Source organism: Sanguibacter suarezii NBRC 16159 (assembly GCF_001552735.1).
GTDB classification, from domain to species: Bacteria; Actinomycetota; Actinomycetes; order Actinomycetales; family Cellulomonadaceae; genus Sanguibacter; species Sanguibacter suarezii.
This window is the reverse complement of sequence record NZ_BCRT01000016.1, coordinates 121,104-138,909: the sequence shown is the minus strand read 5'-3', so window position 1 is coordinate 138,909 and position 17,806 is coordinate 121,104. Positions and strand designations below refer to the sequence as shown.

The following is a 17,806-nucleotide window of genomic DNA, read 5'->3' as shown; positions in this document are numbered from 1 at the left end:
CCGCTCGCCCGAGAGGCTGATCCGTCGTTGCTCAGACCGGGCCGTTCCCGGTGCGCCCGGTCCGCCCGCGGCGGTCTTCGCGCTCGGTGGTCGCCGCGATGAAGGCGTCGAGCAGCCCCTCGGGCACCGGCAGCGTGCGCAGCGCACCGAGGAAGGTGTCGTCCTGTCGCGCCGCCTCGGAGGTGTCCAGGCTCATCACCTCCGTGTGCAGGCGCTCCATCTTGCGGTCGAGGCGGTTGGCGACGTCGGCTGCCTCCTTGAGCTCGGCGAGCAGAGTCTGGGGGACCGCGCCGTCGTACTTGTAGAAGATCTTGTGCTCGAGGCTCGCCCAGAAGTCCATCGCGATCGTGCGGATCTGGATCTCCACGGTGACCTGCTCGACGCGGTCGGAGAGGAAGACCGGCACGGTGACGATGAGGTGCAGGCTCTGGTACCCGTTGGGCTTGGGCTCGGCGATGTAGTCCTTGACCTCGAGCACCGTCACATCCGACTGCCCGACGATCATGTCCCGCACGGTGTAGATGTCGGAGACGAAGCTGCAGGTGACGCGGATCCCGGCGATGTCGTAGATCTGTGCCCGAATGTCTTCGATGGTGAGCGGGCACCCCTTGCGCACGGCCTTCTTGAGGATTCCCTCCGGGGACTTCAGCCGGGAGGAGACATGCTCGATGGGGTTGTAGGCGTGGATGTAGTGGAACTCGTCCTTGAGGATGTTGACCTTCGTCATCATCTCTTCGATGCCGAAGCGGTAGGACATGAGGAACCGCATCATGTCGTCCTTGAGTCGTGCCCGGTGCGTCGGGTCGGTCAAGGCATCGGTGTTCATCGGGCTCCTCCACGGCTGCGCAGACCTGCTCTGGCCCGCCTCTTCGAGGATAGTGGGCGGCCCTGTGGGGGAGTTAAGGAAACCTTCGTGGGCCGTGAAGATCCGCTGTGAACGGCGAGTTCCCGGCCCGTTCGCAGAAAGCGTCCCACCATGTGGACAACGTGTGCCCAATGTTACCGGCCAGTACCAACTTGGTAACGATAGGCGGCCCAACTGGCGATCTGGTGAAAGGTCCCATCGGGGCATGGGTAGTTTTCGTTCTACACAACGATGTCTTGACACGCCATCGTCGGGCCAACGAGCGCCGGGCAAAGATGACGAGTTAGCACAATCTGCGCAAATTCAGCCTTCTTGGAGGAACATTGAAGATCAAGCGGATGCACGCCGCAGTCGCCTTTGCTGCTGCCGGCGCGCTCGCCCTCACCGCGTGTGGCGGTGGCTCGGGCGAGGCGGACGAGACCACGAGTGCCTCGTCCAACAAGTTCACGATCGCGTACAACGCTGACGGTGGCCACCAGGCCTGGGTCGACGCAGTTGCCAACTCGGTCAAGAACACGCTCGGCATCCAGGCGGAGGGTCAGCCGTACGCGACCTTCGCCGAGCTGCGCTCGGACGTTCAGGACCGGAAGATGACCGGTGCCTTCCGCACCGGATGGCAGGCGGACTACCCGTCGCTGTACAACTTCCTCGGCCCGCTCTACGGCACCGGCGCCGGCTCCAACGACGGTGACTACTCCAACGCGAACTTCGACGAGCTGCTGAGCCAGGGCCTCTCGGCCACCTCGGTGGAGGAGGCCAACGGCTTCTTCGACCAGGCGCAGGAGCAGCTGTTCAAGGACCTTCCGGCCATCCCGCTCTGGTACTCCAACGTCACCGGTGGCTCCTCGGAGTCCGTCACGGACGTCGAGTTCGGCTGGAACTCCACCCCGCTGTACCACGCGGTCAAGAAGGCAACCGGCGACGGCGTCGTCCTCGCGAACGGCTCCGAGCCCGCGAACCCGCTGCTCCCCGGCATGACCAACGAGACCGGCGGCGGCCGCATCATGGACGAGCTCTTCCAGGGCCTCGTCTCCTACCAGGCTGACGGCTCCCCGCAGAACGAGATCGCCGAGTCGATCACCTCTGAGGACAGCCAGACCTGGACGGTCAAGCTCGAGGCCGGTCACACCTTCTCCAACGGAGAAGCTGTCACCGCCAAGTCCTTCGTCGACGCCTGGAACTACGGCGCCCTGCTGAGCAACGCCCAGCTCGGCTCGTACTTCTTCGAGTCCATCGAGGGCTTCTCCTACGACGCTGACTCCGAGCTCACCGGCCTGACCGTCGTGGACGACACGACCTTCACCGTGAAGCTCACCCAGCCCGAGGCTGACTTCCCGCTGCGCTTGGGCTACACGGCCTTCATGCCGCTGCCCTCCGTCGCCTTCGAGGACATGGCCGCCTACGGCCAGAACCCGATCGGCAACGGCCCGTACACCATCGCCGAGGGCAGCTGGAAGCACAATGAGTCCATCGACCTCATCCCGAACCCGTCCTACGACGGTCCTCGCACCGCGCAGAACAACGGCGTGCGGTTCACGTTCTACACCTCGCAGGACACGGCATACACCGACCTGCTGGCCAACAACCTCGACGTCCTCGACGCCGTCCCGGACAGCGCCTTCGCGACGTTCAAGGCTGACCTCGGCGACCGTGCCGTGAACCAGGCTGCTGCGATCTTCCAGTCCTTCACCATCGCTGAGTCGCTGGAGCACTTCTCCGGCGAGGAGGGCGCCCTGCGTCGCCAGGCCATCTCCATGGCGATCGACCGCGAGGCGATCACCGAGGCCATCTTCCAGGGCACCCGTACCCCGGCGAGCGACTACACTTCACCAGTGATCGCCGGTTGGAGCGACTCGCTGGCAGGGTCCGAGGTTCTCGAGTTCAACCCCGAGAAGGCCAAGGAGCTGTGGGCTGAGGCTGACGCCATCAGCCAGTGGTGATCACCCCCCGGTGACACCAGGATCACGGGGCTGAGCTTCGGCTGAGCCGCGACGGTCCAAGGCATACCAACGCGTGGGGTGAGGGGCTGGTTCCCTCACCCCATGCGCGTGCCCCGGCGTGTGCAGCAGAGTGCGCGTCGGGGGGACGTGCAGACGTCCACTAAAGTCGACGGTCGGATCCGAGTCGATCCGTGGAGCGACACGGCTAGTGTGGAAGGAACGACCGATGGTCCGATATCTCGGACGAAGAGTGCTGCAGCTCATCCCAGTGTTTGTGGGGGCGACGCTGCTCATCTACGCCATGGTGTTCGCAATGCCGGGCGACCCGATCGCCGCCATGGGTGGTGACCGAGGTCTGTCGCCCGCCGTCGCAGAGCAGATCCGGGCGCAGTACAACCTGGACAAGCCGTTCTTCGTGCAGTACCTGCTGTTCCTCAAGGGCATCTTCACGCTCGACTTCGGTGTGTCCTTCTCCGGGCAGCCCATCATGGAGGTCGTCGCAGCTGCGTACCCCGTGACGCTCAAGCTGGCGCTCATGGCCCTCGTGATCGAGACGGTCTTCGGAGTCTTCTTCGGTCTCATCGCCGGGCTGCGCAAGGGCAAGTTCTTCGATGCGTCGCTGCTCTTCGTGAGCCTCATCGTCATCGCGGCCCCGACCTTCGTCATCGGCTTCCTGATGCAGTTCCTCGTCGGTGTGAAGTGGCAGCTTCTGCCCGCCACCGTCGGGACGGACCACTCCGTCAAGGCGCTCCTCATGCCGGCGATCGTCCTCGGCGCAGTCTCCTTCGCGTATGTGCTGCGACTGACCCGCACCTCCGTCGCCGAGAACCTCTCGGCAGACCACGTGCGGACCGCCACCGCCAAGGGCCTGCCCCGCTCGCGTGTGGTCAGCGTCCACGTGCTGCGGAACTCTCTCATCCCCGTGGTCACGTACCTCGGGGCAGACCTCGGCGCCCTCATGGGCGGCGCCATCGTCACCGAGAGCATCTTCAACATCAAGGGTGTCGGAGGCACGCTGTACGGCGCGATCATCCGAGGCGAACCTGCCACCGTGGTCAGCTTCGTGACGATCCTCGTGATCGTCTACCTCATTGGCAACCTGATCGTGGACCTGCTGTACGCGGTCCTGGACCCGAGGATCCGTTATGTCTGAGCAGAGCACGATTTCCCCGCGCGTGGGCCAGGAGCACTTCGTCGCCGACCCCGCGCTCACCCCGCTCGCGGTCGTCGACAAGGTCGACGAGACCGAACGCCCGACCAACCTCTGGCGTGACGCCTGGCACGACGTGCGTCGTCGGCCGATGTTCTGGTTCTCCGCCGTCCTCATCCTTCTTGTCCTCGTGATCGCCGCGTTCCCTGGGCTGTTCACCAAGACGGACCCGATGTTCTGCGACCTGTCCAAGTCCCTCGGCGACCCGGCGGCGGGACACCCCTTCGGGTTTGACCGCCAGGGCTGCGACGTCTACTCGCGCGTCATCTACGGCGCGCGCGCCTCGATCACCGTGGGCCTGGTCACGACCATCGCGGTGGTGCTGATCGGCGGCATCGTCGGAGCGCTGGCCGGGTTCTACGGCGGTTGGTTCGACTCCGTGCTCTCGCGCATGACCGACATCTTCTTCGCCATCCCGCTCGTGCTCGCTGCGATCGTCGTCGGCCAGGTCTTCCGTGAAGGTGGGGTCTGGCGTGTCATCGCCGTCCTCGCGGTCTTCGGTTGGCCACAGGTGGCGCGCATCACCCGCGGCGCTGTCATGAGCGTCAAGAACAACGACTTCATCACCGCGGCCAAGTCGCTGGGTGTCTCCCGCGGGCAGGCGCTGCTCAAGCACGTCGTGCCGAACGCCATCGCCCCGGTCATCGTCGTCGCGACGGTGTCTCTCGGAACGTTCATCGTCGCCGAGGCGACGCTGTCCTTCCTCGGCCTGGGCCTGCCCGGCTCGGTCCTGTCGTGGGGCGCGGAGATCTCCAAGGCGCAGGTCTCGCTGCGCACGCAGCCGATGATCTTGTTCTACCCGTCCGCCGCCCTGGCCCTCACGGTCCTGAGCTTCATCATGATGGGCGACGTCGTGCGCGACGCCCTCGACCCGAAGGCGCGCAAGCGATGACAGACACCACGACGACAGAAACCACTGGGACGAAGCCGCTCCTGGAGATCCGTGACCTCAGCATCGACTTCCAGACCCGCGGTGGCCCCGTCCACGCCGTGATCGGTGCCAACCTGACGATCTACCCCGGTCAGTCCGTGGCCATCGTCGGCGAGTCCGGCTCCGGCAAGTCCACGACGGCACACGCCATCATCGACCTGCTTCCCGGCACCGGACAGGTCACCAGCGGTTCGATCATCTTCGACGGCGTGGACATCACCAAGGCGTCCAAGCGGGAGATCGTCAACCTGCGCGGGAAGTCCATCGGGCTCGTCCCGCAGGACCCCATGTCCAACCTCAACCCGGTGTGGTCCATCGGCTACCAGGTGGAAGAAGGCCTGCGGGCCAACGGCATCGACGTCTCCCGCGGAACGCAGCGCGTGCTGACCCGCGGCCTCGCCGAGACCGAGCCGGCCGCCTTCGTCGGTGAGGACCTGCTGCTCAGCGGTGACGCCAAGCGCACGCTGCTGGGTCTGCTCCGCGAGGAGCTCAGCTCCCGCCCCGAGCACGACCGCGAGCTCATCCTGGCGCGCGCTGACGACACCCTCGTCACCGGTTCCACCACGCGCGGCGAGGCTGTCACCATCCTCGAAGGGCTGGGCATGCCCTCCGCCACGGGCGCCGTGGAGAAGCTCACCTCGGTCGCCAAGACCAAGGACCGCGTCGCGGGTCTGCTCGCCGAGGCCGGCCTGCCCGACGCCGAGCGCCGGGCCAAGCAGTACCCGCACGAGTTCTCCGGCGGAATGCGCCAGCGTGCGCTCATCGCGATCGGTCTGGCTGCGCGCCCCAAGCTGCTCATCGCCGACGAGCCGACCTCGGCCCTCGACGTGACGGTCCAGCGCAAGATCCTCGACCACCTGGGTGACCTCACCCAGGAGCTGGGCACCGCGGTGCTGTTCATCACGCACGACCTCGGTCTGGCTGCCGAGCGTGCGGAGCACCTCGTGGTCATGTACCGCGGCCGCGTGGTCGAGTCCGGCCCTTCGCGTGAGATCCTGGCGAACCCGCAGCACGCGTACACCAAGCGTCTCGTGGCTGCCGCTCCGTCCCTGGCTTCACGACGCATCCAGTCCGCCAAGGCGGCCGGCGTCGAGGTCAAGGAGCTGCTGGCGCAGACCGGCGGAGACGGTGTGGCCGAGGCCCGCGACGACGTGCTGGTGGCTGAGAACCTCACCAAGGTGTTCACCATCCGTGGTTCCGGCCGTGGGCACAACGCCTTCAAGGCCGTTGACGACGTCTCCTTCTCTCTCAAGCGCGGCACGACCGTGGCGCTCGTGGGGGAGTCGGGATCAGGCAAGTCGACCGTGGCCAACATGGTGCTCAACCTCCTGGAGCCCACCGAGGGACGGATCATCTTCGACGGGGTCGACATGACCTCCCTCGGCAAGAAGGAGCTCTTCTCCTTCCGTCGCCGGGTGCAGCCGATCTTCCAGAACCCCTACGGTTCCCTCGACCCGATGTACTCGATCTTCCGCACGATCGAGGAGCCGCTGCGGGTGCACAAGGTGGGCTCGCCCAAGGAGCGCGAGACGCGGGTGCGTGAGCTGCTCGACCTCGTGGCCCTGCCGCAGTCGGCCATGCGCCGCTTCCCCAACGAGCTCTCCGGTGGTCAGCGTCAGCGTGTGGCCATCGCCCGTGCGCTCGCTCTGCAGCCGGAGGTCGTCGTCTGCGACGAGGCGGTCTCGGCTCTGGACGTGCTCGTCCAGGCGCAGATCCTCGAGCTGCTCAACGACCTGCAGAGCGAGCTGGGCCTGAGCTACCTGTTCATCACCCACGACCTTGCGGTCGTGCGTCAGATCGCTGACGAGGTCTGCGTGATGAGCAAGGGCAAGATCATCGAGCGTGCGACGACCGACGAGGTCTTCGACTCGCCGAAGGAGGAGTACACGCGTGAGCTGCTCGGGGCGATCCCGGGCGCGAGCCTGCAGCTGGGCACCGAGGACCTCGCGGTCTGACCTGCTCCAGCGCTGACACGCTGCACCCCGTCTACGACGCCCGCGACCTCCAGGTCGCGGGCGTCGTGCGTGGTGGGAGGCCTGTGGTGCCGCTGCGGCAGCGCCGGTCGCCGGCTCGCAGTCGACGAGTCCGCGGCGTGAGGTACAATTGCATAGGTCAACGTCGTCCATGTGCCGATTTGTGCTCCACGCGTGCCAGCACGCGTGCTTCGAGCCGAGCCAATGACGCGTGACCACTGGGTGATCAACTGCGTGCTTGCACGCGGTGCCCCGTTCCTTCTCACACTGTGAAATGAGTTTCTCTATGTCTGTGCGCTCCGACCTGCGTAACGTCGCGATCGTCGCCCACGTCGACCACGGCAAGACGACCCTTGTCGACGCGATGTTGCACCAGTCCGGCGCTTTCGGCGCACACGCACACGTCGACGAACGTGCGATGGACTCCGGTGACCTCGAGCGCGAGAAGGGCATCACCATTCTCGCGAAGAACACCGCAGTCCACTACACCGGTCCCGCTGCGGCTGAGTTCGGCCACCCCGAGGGCATCACCATCAACGTGATCGACACCCCCGGCCACGCCGACTTCGGTGGCGAGGTCGAGCGCGGCCTGTCCATGGTCGACGGTGTCGCCCTCGTCGTCGACGCTTCCGAGGGCCCGCTGCCCCAGACGCGCTTCGTGCTCCGCAAGGCGCTCGTCGCCAAGCTCCCCGTGATCCTCGTGGTGAACAAGACCGACCGCCCCGACTCCCGCATCGAAGAGGTCGTCGCCGAGGCGACCGACCTGCTGCTGGGTCTCGCGAGCGACCTGGCCGACGAGGTCCCCGACCTCGACCTCGACTCGATCCTCGACATGCCGGTCGTGTACGCGGCCGCCAAGGTCCGTCGCGCCTCGCTCAACCAGCCCGCCGACGGCACCGTCCCCGACTCCGAGGACCTGGAGCCGCTGTTCCGGACCATCCTCGAGAAGATCCCGGCGCCCACCTACGACGAGGACGCCCCGCTGCAGGCGCACGTCACCAACCTCGACGCGTCGCCGTTCCTGGGCCGTCTCGCGCTGCTGCGCATCTTCAACGGCACGATCAACAAGGGTCAGACCGTGGCCTGGGCACGTGCCGACGGCACGCTGCAGAACGTCAAGATCACCGAGCTGCTCGAGACGAAGGCGCTCTCCCGCGTCCCCACCGAGTCCGCGGGCCCCGGTGACATCGTCGCCGTCGCCGGCATCGAGGACATCACCATCGGTGAGACCCTCACGGACCCTGACGACCCGCGTCCGCTGCCGCTCATCACGGTCGACGACCCGGCGATCTCCATGACCATCGGTATCAACACCTCGCCCCTCGCGGGCAAGGGCGGCAAGGGCCACAAGGTCACCGCTCGCCAGGTCAAGGACCGCCTCGACAAGGAGCTCATCGGTAACGTCTCGCTCCGCGTCCTGCCGACCGAGCGTCCCGACGCCTGGGAGGTCCAGGGCCGTGGAGAGCTCGCTCTCGCGATCCTCGTCGAGCAGATGCGTCGCGAAGGCTTCGAGCTGACCGTCGGCAAGCCGCAGGTCGTCACCAAGCTCATCGACGGCAAGGTCCACGAGCCGACCGACCGCATGACCATCGACGTCCCCGAGGAGTACCTCGGCAACGTCACGCAGCTCATGGCGCAGCGCAAGGGCCGCATGGAGACCATGTCGAACCACGGGACCGGCTGGGTCCGCATGGAGTTCGTCGTCCCCGTCCGTGGCCTCATCGGCTTCCGCACGCGCTTCCTCACGGACACGCGTGGAACCGGCATCGCCTCCTCGATCGCCGAGGGCTTCGAGCCGTGGGCCGGTCCGATCGAGACCCGTGTCAACGGTTCGCTCGTGGCCGACCGCGCTGGCGTCGTCACCCCCTTCGCGATGATCAACCTGCAGGAGCGCGGCTCCTTCTTCGTCGACCCCACCCAGGAGGTCTACGAGGGCATGATCGTCGGCGAGAACGCTCGCAACGAGGACATGGACGTCAACATCACCAAGGAGAAGAAGCTCACGAACATGCGCGCTGCGAGCAGCGACACGTTCGAGAACCTCACCCCGCCGAAGCACCTCACCCTCGAGGAGTCCCTCGAGTTCGCCCGCGAGGACGAGTGCGTCGAGGTCACCCCGGAGGTCGTGCGCATCCGCAAGGTCATCCTCGACCAGTCCGAGCGTGCCCGTGCCTTCTCCCGCACGAAGAAGAACTGATCACCCCCTGATCAGCACCTGAGCCCACCGGCTCGCGACGACGGCCACCAGGCATGCCTGGTGGCCGTCGTCGTCTCCGAGGGGCGCCGGTGATGGACGAAGATAGATCCGTGATGATCACCGAAGCCTCCCTTCCTGCCGGTCCGCTGCTTGCCGTGCACGCCCACCCCGACGACGAGACCCTCGCCACCGGCGGGCTGCTCGCCACCTGGGCGGCCGCTGGCCAGCCCGTCACCCTGGTGACGTGCACCCGCGGCGAGCGGGGCGAGGTCATCGGCGACGAGCTGGCTCACCTCGAGGGGGACGGCCCCGCGCTGGCGGCGCACCGCGAGGGCGAGCTCGCCGCAGCGCTGGCCGCGCTGGGCGTGACCGACCATCACTACCTCGACCAGCTCGTCTCCAGCGCGCAGTCCGCGGCCCAGGAGGGGGAGCAGGTGCGGTACGAGGACTCCGGCATGGCGTGGGTCGGCGCTGCCGGGGGACAGGCCGGCGCCGCCGCCGACGTCCCTCCCCGCGCCCTCGTGGCCGCCCCGCTCGAGCAGGCGGCCGCTGCCCTGGCAGAGCTCATCCGCGAGCTGCGCCCGGCGGTCGTGGTGACCTACGAGCCCGGGGGCGGCTATGGCCACCCCGACCACGTGCGGGCTCACGAGATCACCATGCATGCCCTCGAGCTGGCTGCCCACGCCTCCTCCTCACGTCCCGGCCACGTGCCCGACGACGTGTGGTGGGCCGTCATCCCGGCTCACCTGGTGCGGAGCTCACGCGCCGCGCTGCACGCGGCGAGCCAGCGCGCGGGGAGCCTGGCCACGCTGCTGGCCCAGTCCTCGACGGCCGCCCTGCCCGACGCCGGCCCCGACAGCCCGCTGCCGGCCGCGGCCACCGCGGGGCTGCCCGTTGTTGCCACCATCGACACCCGTCCGGTGCTCGACCGGGTCGACGGGGCCCTGAGAGCGCATGCGACCCAGGTCCACTGGATCCACCGGCTCGACGGCGGTGACGAGGCTGAGCTCGCCGGGTGGTACGCGCTGAGCAACGACGTGCTGGTGCCCTGGCTCACGCACGAGCACTACGCCAGCGCCCCCACAGCCTGACGGCGAGAGGTCCGAGGTGGACCGGCTCAGAGGATTGTCAGGAGAGGGCGGTACCGTCTGGGGTATGTCTGACCCGTACCTCGCCCAGCCGTCCTCTCCGCAGCACGCGCCGCGACAGCCGCACCCCGCACCGGCAGGGTTCCGTCCCATCCTGATCGTCTGGTACCTGTGCGCAGGCCTGCTCGGTGCCGTGGTCGGGCTGGTGGGGACGGTCATGCACCGGCAGTGGATGCCGTGGATCCTCGTCGTGGCCCTGATCACCGTGGCCGTGGCCGGGGTGCTGGTCCGGGCATGGCTCGGGGGAGGCGGGCTCGTCCCGTACGCGATCGGCTGGTTCGTCGTGGTCCAGCTCTTCGCCGCGCAGGGTCCGGGCGGGGACGTCATCATGCCCGCGCAGCCCATCAGCTACGTCTGGATGATCGGTGGGATGGTCATGATCGGGGTCGCGGCCTTCGCACCGCGGTCGTGGTTCAGCGACTGAACGACCACACCTCGACGGCGTGGTAGGGGCTGGGGTGGAGCGACGTACACTGACCGTGCGGGGGCAACCGCATCCAACGCTGTCCACGGGGCATGACCCCGGCCTTTTTCGCGAGTGGAGCGACTAGATGACCAGCAGTTCCGACGAGACGACTCCGGTTCCGCAGACCCCGACACCGCGCCCGAGCACCGGCGCAGCGAAGGTCCAGCGGACGCCCTCCGGGATCGCAGTCCAGGGACTGAGCTATCCCGTCCTGCAGCGTCCTCCCGTCGAGGGCGCCAGCACTCCGAAGGCTGACGACACGTCGGGCGACGAGAGCACCGCGTCATCCACTCCGGCCTCCACCCCGGCCTCTGCCGCCAAGCCTGCCTCGACCCCGCCTGCAGGTGTCGCAGCTGCCACCCCGCCGGACAAGCCCGGGTCTCCGTTGTCCGACTTCGACACCGAGGAGTCCTCCCGCCGCTGGCCCAAGGTCCTGCTGTGGACCGGGATCGGCGTCGTCGTCGCTGTGGGTGCCTACCTGGGCGCGCAGTGGTACTTCGCTGACCGCATCCCGCGCGGCACCACGGTGGCCGGCGTCGAGATCGGTGGGCTGTCCTCCGAGGACGCCGTCGCCCGGCTGCAGACCGAGCTCGGCGGGATCGCCACCGCTCCGGTCCCGGTGACCGCCGGCGAGGCCGCCACCACGATCGACCCGGTGGCCGCAGGGCTCACCTTCGACGCGGAGGCGACCATCGAGGGACTCACCGACTTCACCCTCGCGCCCGGGCACCTGCTGGCTCAGATCTCCGGCGGCGAGACGGTCGAGCCCGTCACCGTCGTCGACGAGGCGAAGTTCGACGCCGCGACCGAGGCCCTCGCCGCTGACCTGAGCGTGCCCGCGACCAGCGGCACGGTCGGCTTCGTGGACGGCGCCGCGGTGCAGACCGAGGCAGTGGACGGGTCCGCGCTGGAGGAGGACGAGGCCCAGGCCGACATCCTCGCGGGCTGGCTCTCTGCCGCTCGTCCGCTCGACCTGCCCACCACGAGCGTCGAGCCGGACATCACCCAGGAGGAGACGGACCTCGCCTTCGCCCAGGCCCAGCAGATCGCCCAGTCGTCGGTCTCGGTGACCGTCGCCGACCAGGTCGCGGAGCTGCCGGTGACCGCCCTCGCCGCCGCCGCGACCTTCACCCCCACAGACGGCGACCTCGTCCTGGCCTTCGACGGCACCAAGCTGGTGCAGGACGTCGTCGACCGCACCACCACCCTGCTCGCCAACTCCTCCGACGCGACCTTCGTCTTCGTCGACGGCACCCCGACGATCCAGCCTGGGGTCCCGGGCACCACCCTGGACCCGGCCGACCTGGCCGAGGCCGTGCAGAAGGCCGCTCTCTCCGACGACCGGACCGCGGCCGTCGAGCTCGTCGCAAGCGACCCTTCCCAGACCACCGAGGCGCTCGAGGCGCTCGGTGTGACGACCAAGGTCGCCGAGTTCGCCACCCCGCTGACCAACGAGGCCGACCGCACCGAGAACCTGCGGATCGCCGCTGAGAAGGTCACCGGCGTCCTCGTCAAGCCCGGCGAGACCTTCTCCCTGACCGAGGCCATCGGCCCGTTCACCCGGGAGAACGGCTACAAGGAAGCGCACATCATCGTCAACGGGAACATCGTCGACGGCGTGGGCGGCGGCCTCTCCCAGATGTCCACCACGACCTACAACGTGGGCTTCGAAGCCGGCATGGTCGACGTCGAGCACCAGCCCCACAGCTACTACTTCACCCGGTATCCCGCAGGCCGCGAGGCGACCCTCTACGACGGTCAGATCGACATGCGGTGGCGCAACGACTCCCCATATGGCGTGCTGCTGCAGTCCTGGATCGCGGACGGACAGCTGCACGTCGCCGCGTGGAGCACCCCGTACTACACGGTCAAGGCTGGCTCGAGCGACAAGACCGCGATCGTGGCGCCCACGACCGAGCACCGCTCCGGTCCGAGCTGCGCCCCGCAGTCCTCGGGCGGCGCCGGGTTCACCATCTCGGTGTGGCGGAAGGTGACGATCACCGCGACCGGCGAAGAGGTCATCAACGAGACGAACAAGTGGCGTTACCGTCCACAGAACGCCGTCGTCTGCGACGGTTAGAGCGCTGCGGCTAGCATCAGTCCTGCGATCGACCGCCCCGTCCACCTGAGGAGAGAAACCCATGCTCGGCAAGAGCGCGCGCGAGTCCGGCCCCCACGCACGGCTGGCAGCCGAGACAGGCGGGTGGGGTGACGGCATCCTGCTCGACCTCGGGTCCACCACGGCCACCCTCGCCACGATCGCCAACATGGCCAACCTCTCCGCCGTCGTGCACATCGGTCACCCTGCCCAGCCCACACCGGAGCTCGAGCGGCTGCTGCTCTCGGGCGACCGGTCCCTGCTGCTCACGCAGGCTGTGGCCGTCCCCTCCCAGTGGACCTGGGTGGGACGGACCGCCGAGGCCAGCGGCACCGCGATCGTCGACGAGGCGGGCATGCGTGACTGCCGCCATGTGCTCCGGGCGATGGGCGTGAGCCCGCACCTGGTGCCCACCACCACGACCCTCGAGGAGCGCATCGCCCTCGCCGGTGAGCACGGGACCCTCGTCGTCGAGCGCTCGGCCATCCCCGCCGGCTTCCAGGAGCTGCCGGGCAGCGAGCGCCTGGGACAGGTACCGCTCATCTGGTACGGCCTGCTGCAGACCCACGAGACGCTCACCCGCTTCGACCGGCCCGCCCAGGTGTGGCTGGCCTTCGGTCCGCGCGACGACCACCGCGGCTCCCTGCAGGAGACCCTGGGCGTCATCGCCGCCACCGGGATCGACCTGCAGCACCTGCGCAGCCAGCGCTCTCAGGCCGGGCCGCACGTCTTCCTCACCTCCTTCACCTGTGCGGACTCCACCGTCCTGGAGAGCCTGCTCGCCGAGTTCGCGGCCCGTGGGGTCGAGCACCGGGTGCTCGCGGTGCTCGCCGGCCAGGAGTTCCTGCCCGGACCGGACGCACTGACCCCCGTGTGGGCGTCCGCCGAGGTCTTCGCCCGGTGACCGCGCCTGACCTGCGGCTGGCCTACCTCGGCCCGGAGGGCACCTTCACGCACGAGGCGACGCTGGGCTGGGTCCGGACCCTGAGCGACATGCCCGACGCTCCGTCCGTCGAGCTCGTCCCGTTGCGCACGGTGGCTGACGTCTACGCCCAGGTCGCCTCGGGCGAGGTCGACCGTGGCGTCGTGGCGATCGAGAACTCCGTGGAGGGCTACGTCGTCCCCTCCCTCGACGCGATCGTGGCCTCCCGCGACGTCGTCGCCGTGGACGAGGCCTTCGTGACGATCACCTTCGACGCCTTCGCCCTGCCCGACGACGACGGCCCCGCCACCCAGGTCTCCAGCCATCCGCACGGGCTGGCCCAGTGCGAGGCCTTCATCACCGCCCATGCCCTGACGACCGTGCCGGCGACCTCCAACGCGGCCGCCTGCCGCGACCTCGTCCCCGGACAGCTCGCCCTCGCGCCGCGGATCTGCGGCGAGATCTACGGGATGCGCACCCACACCCGCTCGGTCGAGGACTTCCACGGCGCCCGTACCCGGTTCCTGCTCCTGGCCAGCCGCGACAGCGCGGTCGAGGGCGGCATCGACGCGGCCGGTGGTGCGATCGAGGGTGCAGCCGGGACCTGGCGCACCATGCTCGCGATCACCCCGCACGTCACCGGACCCGGGGTGCTCGCACGGATCACCGACGCCTTCGGCTCCCTCGGCGTCAACATGTCCAGCCTCATCACGCGGCCCATCAAGGCCCTCGAGGCGAAGTACGTCTTCATCATCACCGTCGACGGCGCACCGTGGGACGCCTCCGTCCGCAGCGTCCTGGAGGGGCTGCTCGCGGCCGGCGACTCGGTCAAGACCCTAGGGGTCTTCCCCTCCCGAGGGGAGCTCGACGAGACCGTCGAGGTGGACCGGGTCCCCGCCGGCAGCGTCCAGGCCGGGGCCGACGAGCTCGCGCTGCGACGCGGTCTGCTGTGGGCATGACCACCGCCCCGCGCCGGGTCGCGGTCCTCGGGCTGGGGCTCATCGGCGGGTCGCTGGCCCGCCGGCTGCTCGAGACCGGGACGGCGGTCGTCGGCTGGGACCCTGACCCCTCCACCCGCGAGGCGGCCCGCGCCCTGGGCGTCGACGTCCTCGCCGCTCCCGCGGACCTCGCCGGCGCCGACGCGGACCTCGTGGTCGTGGCGGTCCCGCTGCGCGCCGTCGACCAGACCGCCCAGCTGCTCGCCTCGGTCCTCGGCCCGGACACCGTGGTCACGGACGTGGGCAGCGTCAAGACGCCCGTCCGGGCTGCGATGGACCGCGCCGGGCTGAGCGACCGCTACGTCGGAGCGCACCCGATGGCCGGGACCGAGCACAGCGGCTTCGGGGCCTCCCACGCCGACCTGCTCGTCGGGGCCCGGTGGGCCCTCACGCTGGACCGCACCACCTCCGAGCGAGCCTTCCTCATGGTCGCGGCGATGATCACCGCGACCTTCGACGGAGTGCTCTACCCCCTGACCGACGACGTGCACGACGAGGCGGCAGCCCTCATCTCCCACCTGCCGCACGTCATGGCGACCGAGCTGCTCAACCTCGTGGCCCACGCGGCCATCCGGCCCGTCGCGGTGGGCCTGTCAGCGGGCAGCTTCCGGGACGGCACCCGCGTCGCCCGGACCACCCCGCGCCGGACCCAGGCGATGGTCACCGACAACGCCGCGTGGGTGGCACCCGTGCTGCGCCGGGCTATCGCGGAGCTGGAGCAGCTCGCCGGGGCCCTGGAGTCCAACGGGCCGACGGAGGAGTTCTTCGACCGCGCGGACGTCCTGCGCGACGCGGGGGACGGCACCGTCGACGATGCGGCGGGGACCCCCGAGGCCGAGGACGTCCAGAGCCTCGTCCTGGCGGACCTGCCCGGCTGGCAGGAGCACCTGAGCGAGCTGGGAGCGTCGGGCGGTCAGGTGCTGGCCGCCGACCCTGCCCACGGCTCCGTCGTCGTCGTCGCACCCCGCTGACGTCCTGCTGACGCCGGTAGCTACGCCCCCTGCTGCCCGTCGTCCGCTCGTGGGCGACGCCGCGGCGGGGCTGGGGGGATCGGCTTGCCCGTGGCGATCTCCGCGCCTGGGACGTCCACGACCGCGGTCCGCGTCTGGAGCCGGACACCGGCCGGCGTGACCTCGAGGATCGTGCCCAGCAGGTCCGTGTACAGGTGCGAGGATCCCGGCGGCAGGGTCCTGCGGATCATCACCCGGGTCCCTGGGGACCATGCCTGCCAGGGCTGAGGGGCTCGCTCGGCGTCGCCAGGGGGTGTTAGATAGTTCACAGGACCTCGAGTATTCACAGGGTGGGCGGCGCGACCGGACGCGCAGAATCTAGGCGATACTAGAGTCCCATGCCATCTGGCATGGGAAGTCGTCTGGACTCGCCCTCCGGGAAGGACCACGAAGTGACCTACGTGATCGCTCAGCCTTGTGTCGATGTCAAGGACAAGGCGTGCATCGAAGAGTGTCCCGTGGACTGCATCTATGAGGGCAAACGCTCCCTGTACATCCACCCGGACGAGTGCGTGGACTGCGGCGCCTGCGAGCCGGTCTGCCCGGTCGAGGCCATCTACTACGAGGACGACGTCCCCGAGGAGTGGTCGGACTACTACAAGGCGAACGTCGAGTTCTTCGACGACCTCGGCTCCCCGGGCGGCGCGGCGAAGATGGGCATGATCGACAAGGATCACCCCGTCATCTCCGTGCTCCCGCCCCAGGCCTGACGGCGCCGCCCCGATGGGCTTCGCTGACCTGAGCGACCTGACCTTTCCCTGGGACACGCTGGTCCCTGCCGCGCAGCGGGCCCGGTCCCACCCGGACGGCATCGTCGACCTGTCCGTGGGGACGCCGGTCGACCCGACGCCGGAGATCATCCAGGAGGCGCTCGCGCGCGCGGGCGACGCCCACGGCTATCCCACGACCCACGGCACCCCCGCGCTGCGGGAGGCGGTGGCCGGATGGTTCGCCCGTCGCCGCGGCGTCCCCGGGCTGGACCCTGCCGCCGTCCTGCCGACCATCGGGTCCAAGGAGCTCGTCGGGCTGCTGCCCTCCTTGCTCTCCCTCGGCCCCGGGGACACGGTCGTGCACCCCGCCGTCGCGTACCCGACCTACGACGTCGGCGCGCGGCTGGCGGGGGCGACCCCACTCCCGGCGACCTCGGTCCAGGACTGGGCCGACCGCAGCGACGTCCGGCTGGTCTGGGTGAACTCCCCGGCCAACCCCACCGGTGCGGTGGCCTCGGTCGCCGAGCTCGCGGAGATCGTGGCGGCCGCCCGCCGGATCGGCGCGGTCGTGGTCAGCGACGAGTGCTACGCGGAGCTGGCCTGGACCGAGCCCTGGGCGAGCTCCGGCGTGCCGAGCATCCTCGACCCGCGGGTCAACGGCGGCTCCCACGAGGGCCTGCTCGTGGCCTACTCCCTGTCCAAGCAGTCCAACCTGGCCGGCTACCGGGCGGCCTTCGTCGCCGGGGACCAGGTCCTGGTGAGCCAGCTCCTCGAGCTGCGCAAGCACCTGGGAATGATCGTTCCGGCCCCGGTGCAGGCGGCGATGACCCTCGCGCTGACCGACGACTCCCACGTCGCGGCCCAGCGCGAGGTGTACCGCCGTCGTCGCGAGGTGATGCTCGCGGCCCTGCAGGCTGCCGGGATGGTCGTGGACCACTCCGAGGCGGGGCTGTACCTGTGGACCCGGCCTCAGGAGGAGGCGTCCGCGTGGGCGACCGTGGACTCCCTCGCCGAGCGCGGGATCCTCGTGGCTCCCGGGACCTTCTACGGCTCGGCCGGCGGGGGGCACGTGCGGGTGGCGCTCACCGCCCCGGACGAGCGGATCGCCGCGGCGGCCGCCCGCCTGATGGTGGGCTGAGGGCTGCTCAGGCACCTCGTCCGCCCGCCGCCGGGCGGAATGTGTCCTGTATCACTCTCGAACTAGGTCTTAGGGCCCTTCACGAATTGGGCACATGCCCGTGAGGCAGGTACCGTCAACTAGGGCCGGAGTCGTCCTCGTCGAGGACTGACCCGGTCGCTCCGCGGCGCTTAACAGAGCGTCGACATGGCACGCACCGC

15 protein-coding genes are annotated in these 17,806 nt (G+C 69.2%); 13 read left to right on the top strand and 2 right to left on the bottom strand.

The window, feature by feature from the left end:
- Positions 1-31: 31 nt before the first annotated feature.
- Positions 32-826, bottom strand: a complete 795-nt coding sequence (locus tag SS2_RS11325) for a GTP pyrophosphokinase (protein WP_083942153.1) — start codon at positions 824-826, stop codon at positions 32-34.
- A gap of 377 nt (positions 827-1,203) precedes the next feature.
- Between SS2_RS11325 and SS2_RS11320 the strand changes: the two genes are divergently transcribed.
- The 11 genes from SS2_RS11320 (at position 1,204) to SS2_RS11270 (ending at position 15,719) form a co-directional block, all read left to right on the top strand.
- A complete protein-coding gene (locus SS2_RS11320; RefSeq protein WP_066464451.1) occupies positions 1,204-2,805 on the top strand; it encodes an ABC transporter substrate-binding protein in 1,602 nt (533 codons plus the stop codon).
- Positions 2,806-3,031: 226 nt separating this feature from the next.
- Positions 3,032-3,958, top strand: a complete 927-nt coding sequence (locus tag SS2_RS11315; RefSeq protein ID WP_066464099.1) for an ABC transporter permease — start codon at positions 3,032-3,034, stop codon at positions 3,956-3,958.
- Positions 3,951-4,907 carry an ABC transporter permease gene (locus SS2_RS11310; protein ID WP_066464097.1) on the top strand — a complete coding sequence of 319 codons (957 nt, stop codon included), beginning with the start codon at positions 3,951-3,953 and terminating at the stop codon, positions 4,905-4,907. The genes SS2_RS11315 and SS2_RS11310 overlap by 8 nt, the downstream gene beginning before the upstream one ends.
- Positions 4,904-6,901 (top strand): dipeptide ABC transporter ATP-binding protein, encoded by a 1,998-nt coding sequence (locus SS2_RS11305; protein WP_066464096.1) that lies wholly within the window; start codon positions 4,904-4,906, stop codon positions 6,899-6,901. The genes SS2_RS11310 and SS2_RS11305 overlap by 4 nt, the downstream gene beginning before the upstream one ends.
- 304 nt (positions 6,902-7,205) lie before the next feature.
- Complete coding sequence (gene typA, locus SS2_RS11300; RefSeq protein WP_066464095.1) at positions 7,206-9,116, top strand: translational GTPase TypA; 1,911 nt, start codon at positions 7,206-7,208, stop codon at positions 9,114-9,116.
- A gap of 113 nt (positions 9,117-9,229) precedes the next feature.
- On the top strand, positions 9,230-10,207 hold the full coding sequence (locus SS2_RS11295) for a PIG-L family deacetylase (protein ID WP_066464089.1): 978 nt from the start codon (positions 9,230-9,232) through the stop codon (positions 10,205-10,207).
- A gap of 64 nt (positions 10,208-10,271) precedes the next feature.
- A complete protein-coding gene (locus SS2_RS11290; RefSeq protein ID WP_083942152.1) occupies positions 10,272-10,688 on the top strand; it encodes a DUF6113 family protein in 417 nt (138 codons plus the stop codon).
- A gap of 127 nt (positions 10,689-10,815) precedes the next feature.
- Complete coding sequence (locus SS2_RS11285) at positions 10,816-12,810, top strand: VanW family protein (protein ID WP_066464083.1); 1,995 nt, start codon at positions 10,816-10,818, stop codon at positions 12,808-12,810.
- Positions 12,811-12,871: 61 nt separating this feature from the next.
- Positions 12,872-13,732 (top strand): hypothetical protein, encoded by an 861-nt coding sequence (locus SS2_RS11280; RefSeq protein WP_066464082.1) that lies wholly within the window; start codon positions 12,872-12,874, stop codon positions 13,730-13,732.
- Entirely contained in the window at positions 13,729-14,709 is a 981-nt protein-coding gene (locus SS2_RS11275) for a prephenate dehydratase (RefSeq protein WP_066464449.1), read from the top strand. The genes SS2_RS11280 and SS2_RS11275 overlap by 4 nt, the downstream gene beginning before the upstream one ends.
- On the top strand, positions 14,706-15,719 hold the full coding sequence (locus tag SS2_RS11270; protein ID WP_066464080.1) for a prephenate dehydrogenase: 1,014 nt from the start codon (positions 14,706-14,708) through the stop codon (positions 15,717-15,719). The genes SS2_RS11275 and SS2_RS11270 overlap by 4 nt, the downstream gene beginning before the upstream one ends.
- A 20-nt stretch (positions 15,720-15,739) precedes the next feature.
- On the opposite strand, the gene SS2_RS11265 is transcribed toward SS2_RS11270, so the two are convergent.
- Positions 15,740-15,952 (bottom strand): putative acetyltransferase, encoded by a 213-nt coding sequence (locus SS2_RS11265; protein WP_439646308.1) that lies wholly within the window; start codon positions 15,950-15,952, stop codon positions 15,740-15,742.
- A 198-nt stretch (positions 15,953-16,150) separates the two neighbouring features.
- On the opposite strand from SS2_RS11265, the gene fdxA reads away from it, so the two are divergent.
- Together fdxA and dapC are read left to right on the top strand one after the other, a co-directional pair.
- Positions 16,151-16,468, top strand: coding sequence for a ferredoxin (gene fdxA, locus SS2_RS11260; protein WP_066464076.1), 318 nt, complete (start codon positions 16,151-16,153; stop codon positions 16,466-16,468).
- 13 nt (positions 16,469-16,481) lie between these two features.
- Positions 16,482-17,606 (top strand): succinyldiaminopimelate transaminase, encoded by a 1,125-nt coding sequence (gene dapC, locus SS2_RS11255; protein ID WP_066464073.1) that lies wholly within the window; start codon positions 16,482-16,484, stop codon positions 17,604-17,606.
- Positions 17,607-17,806 lie beyond the last annotated feature (200 nt).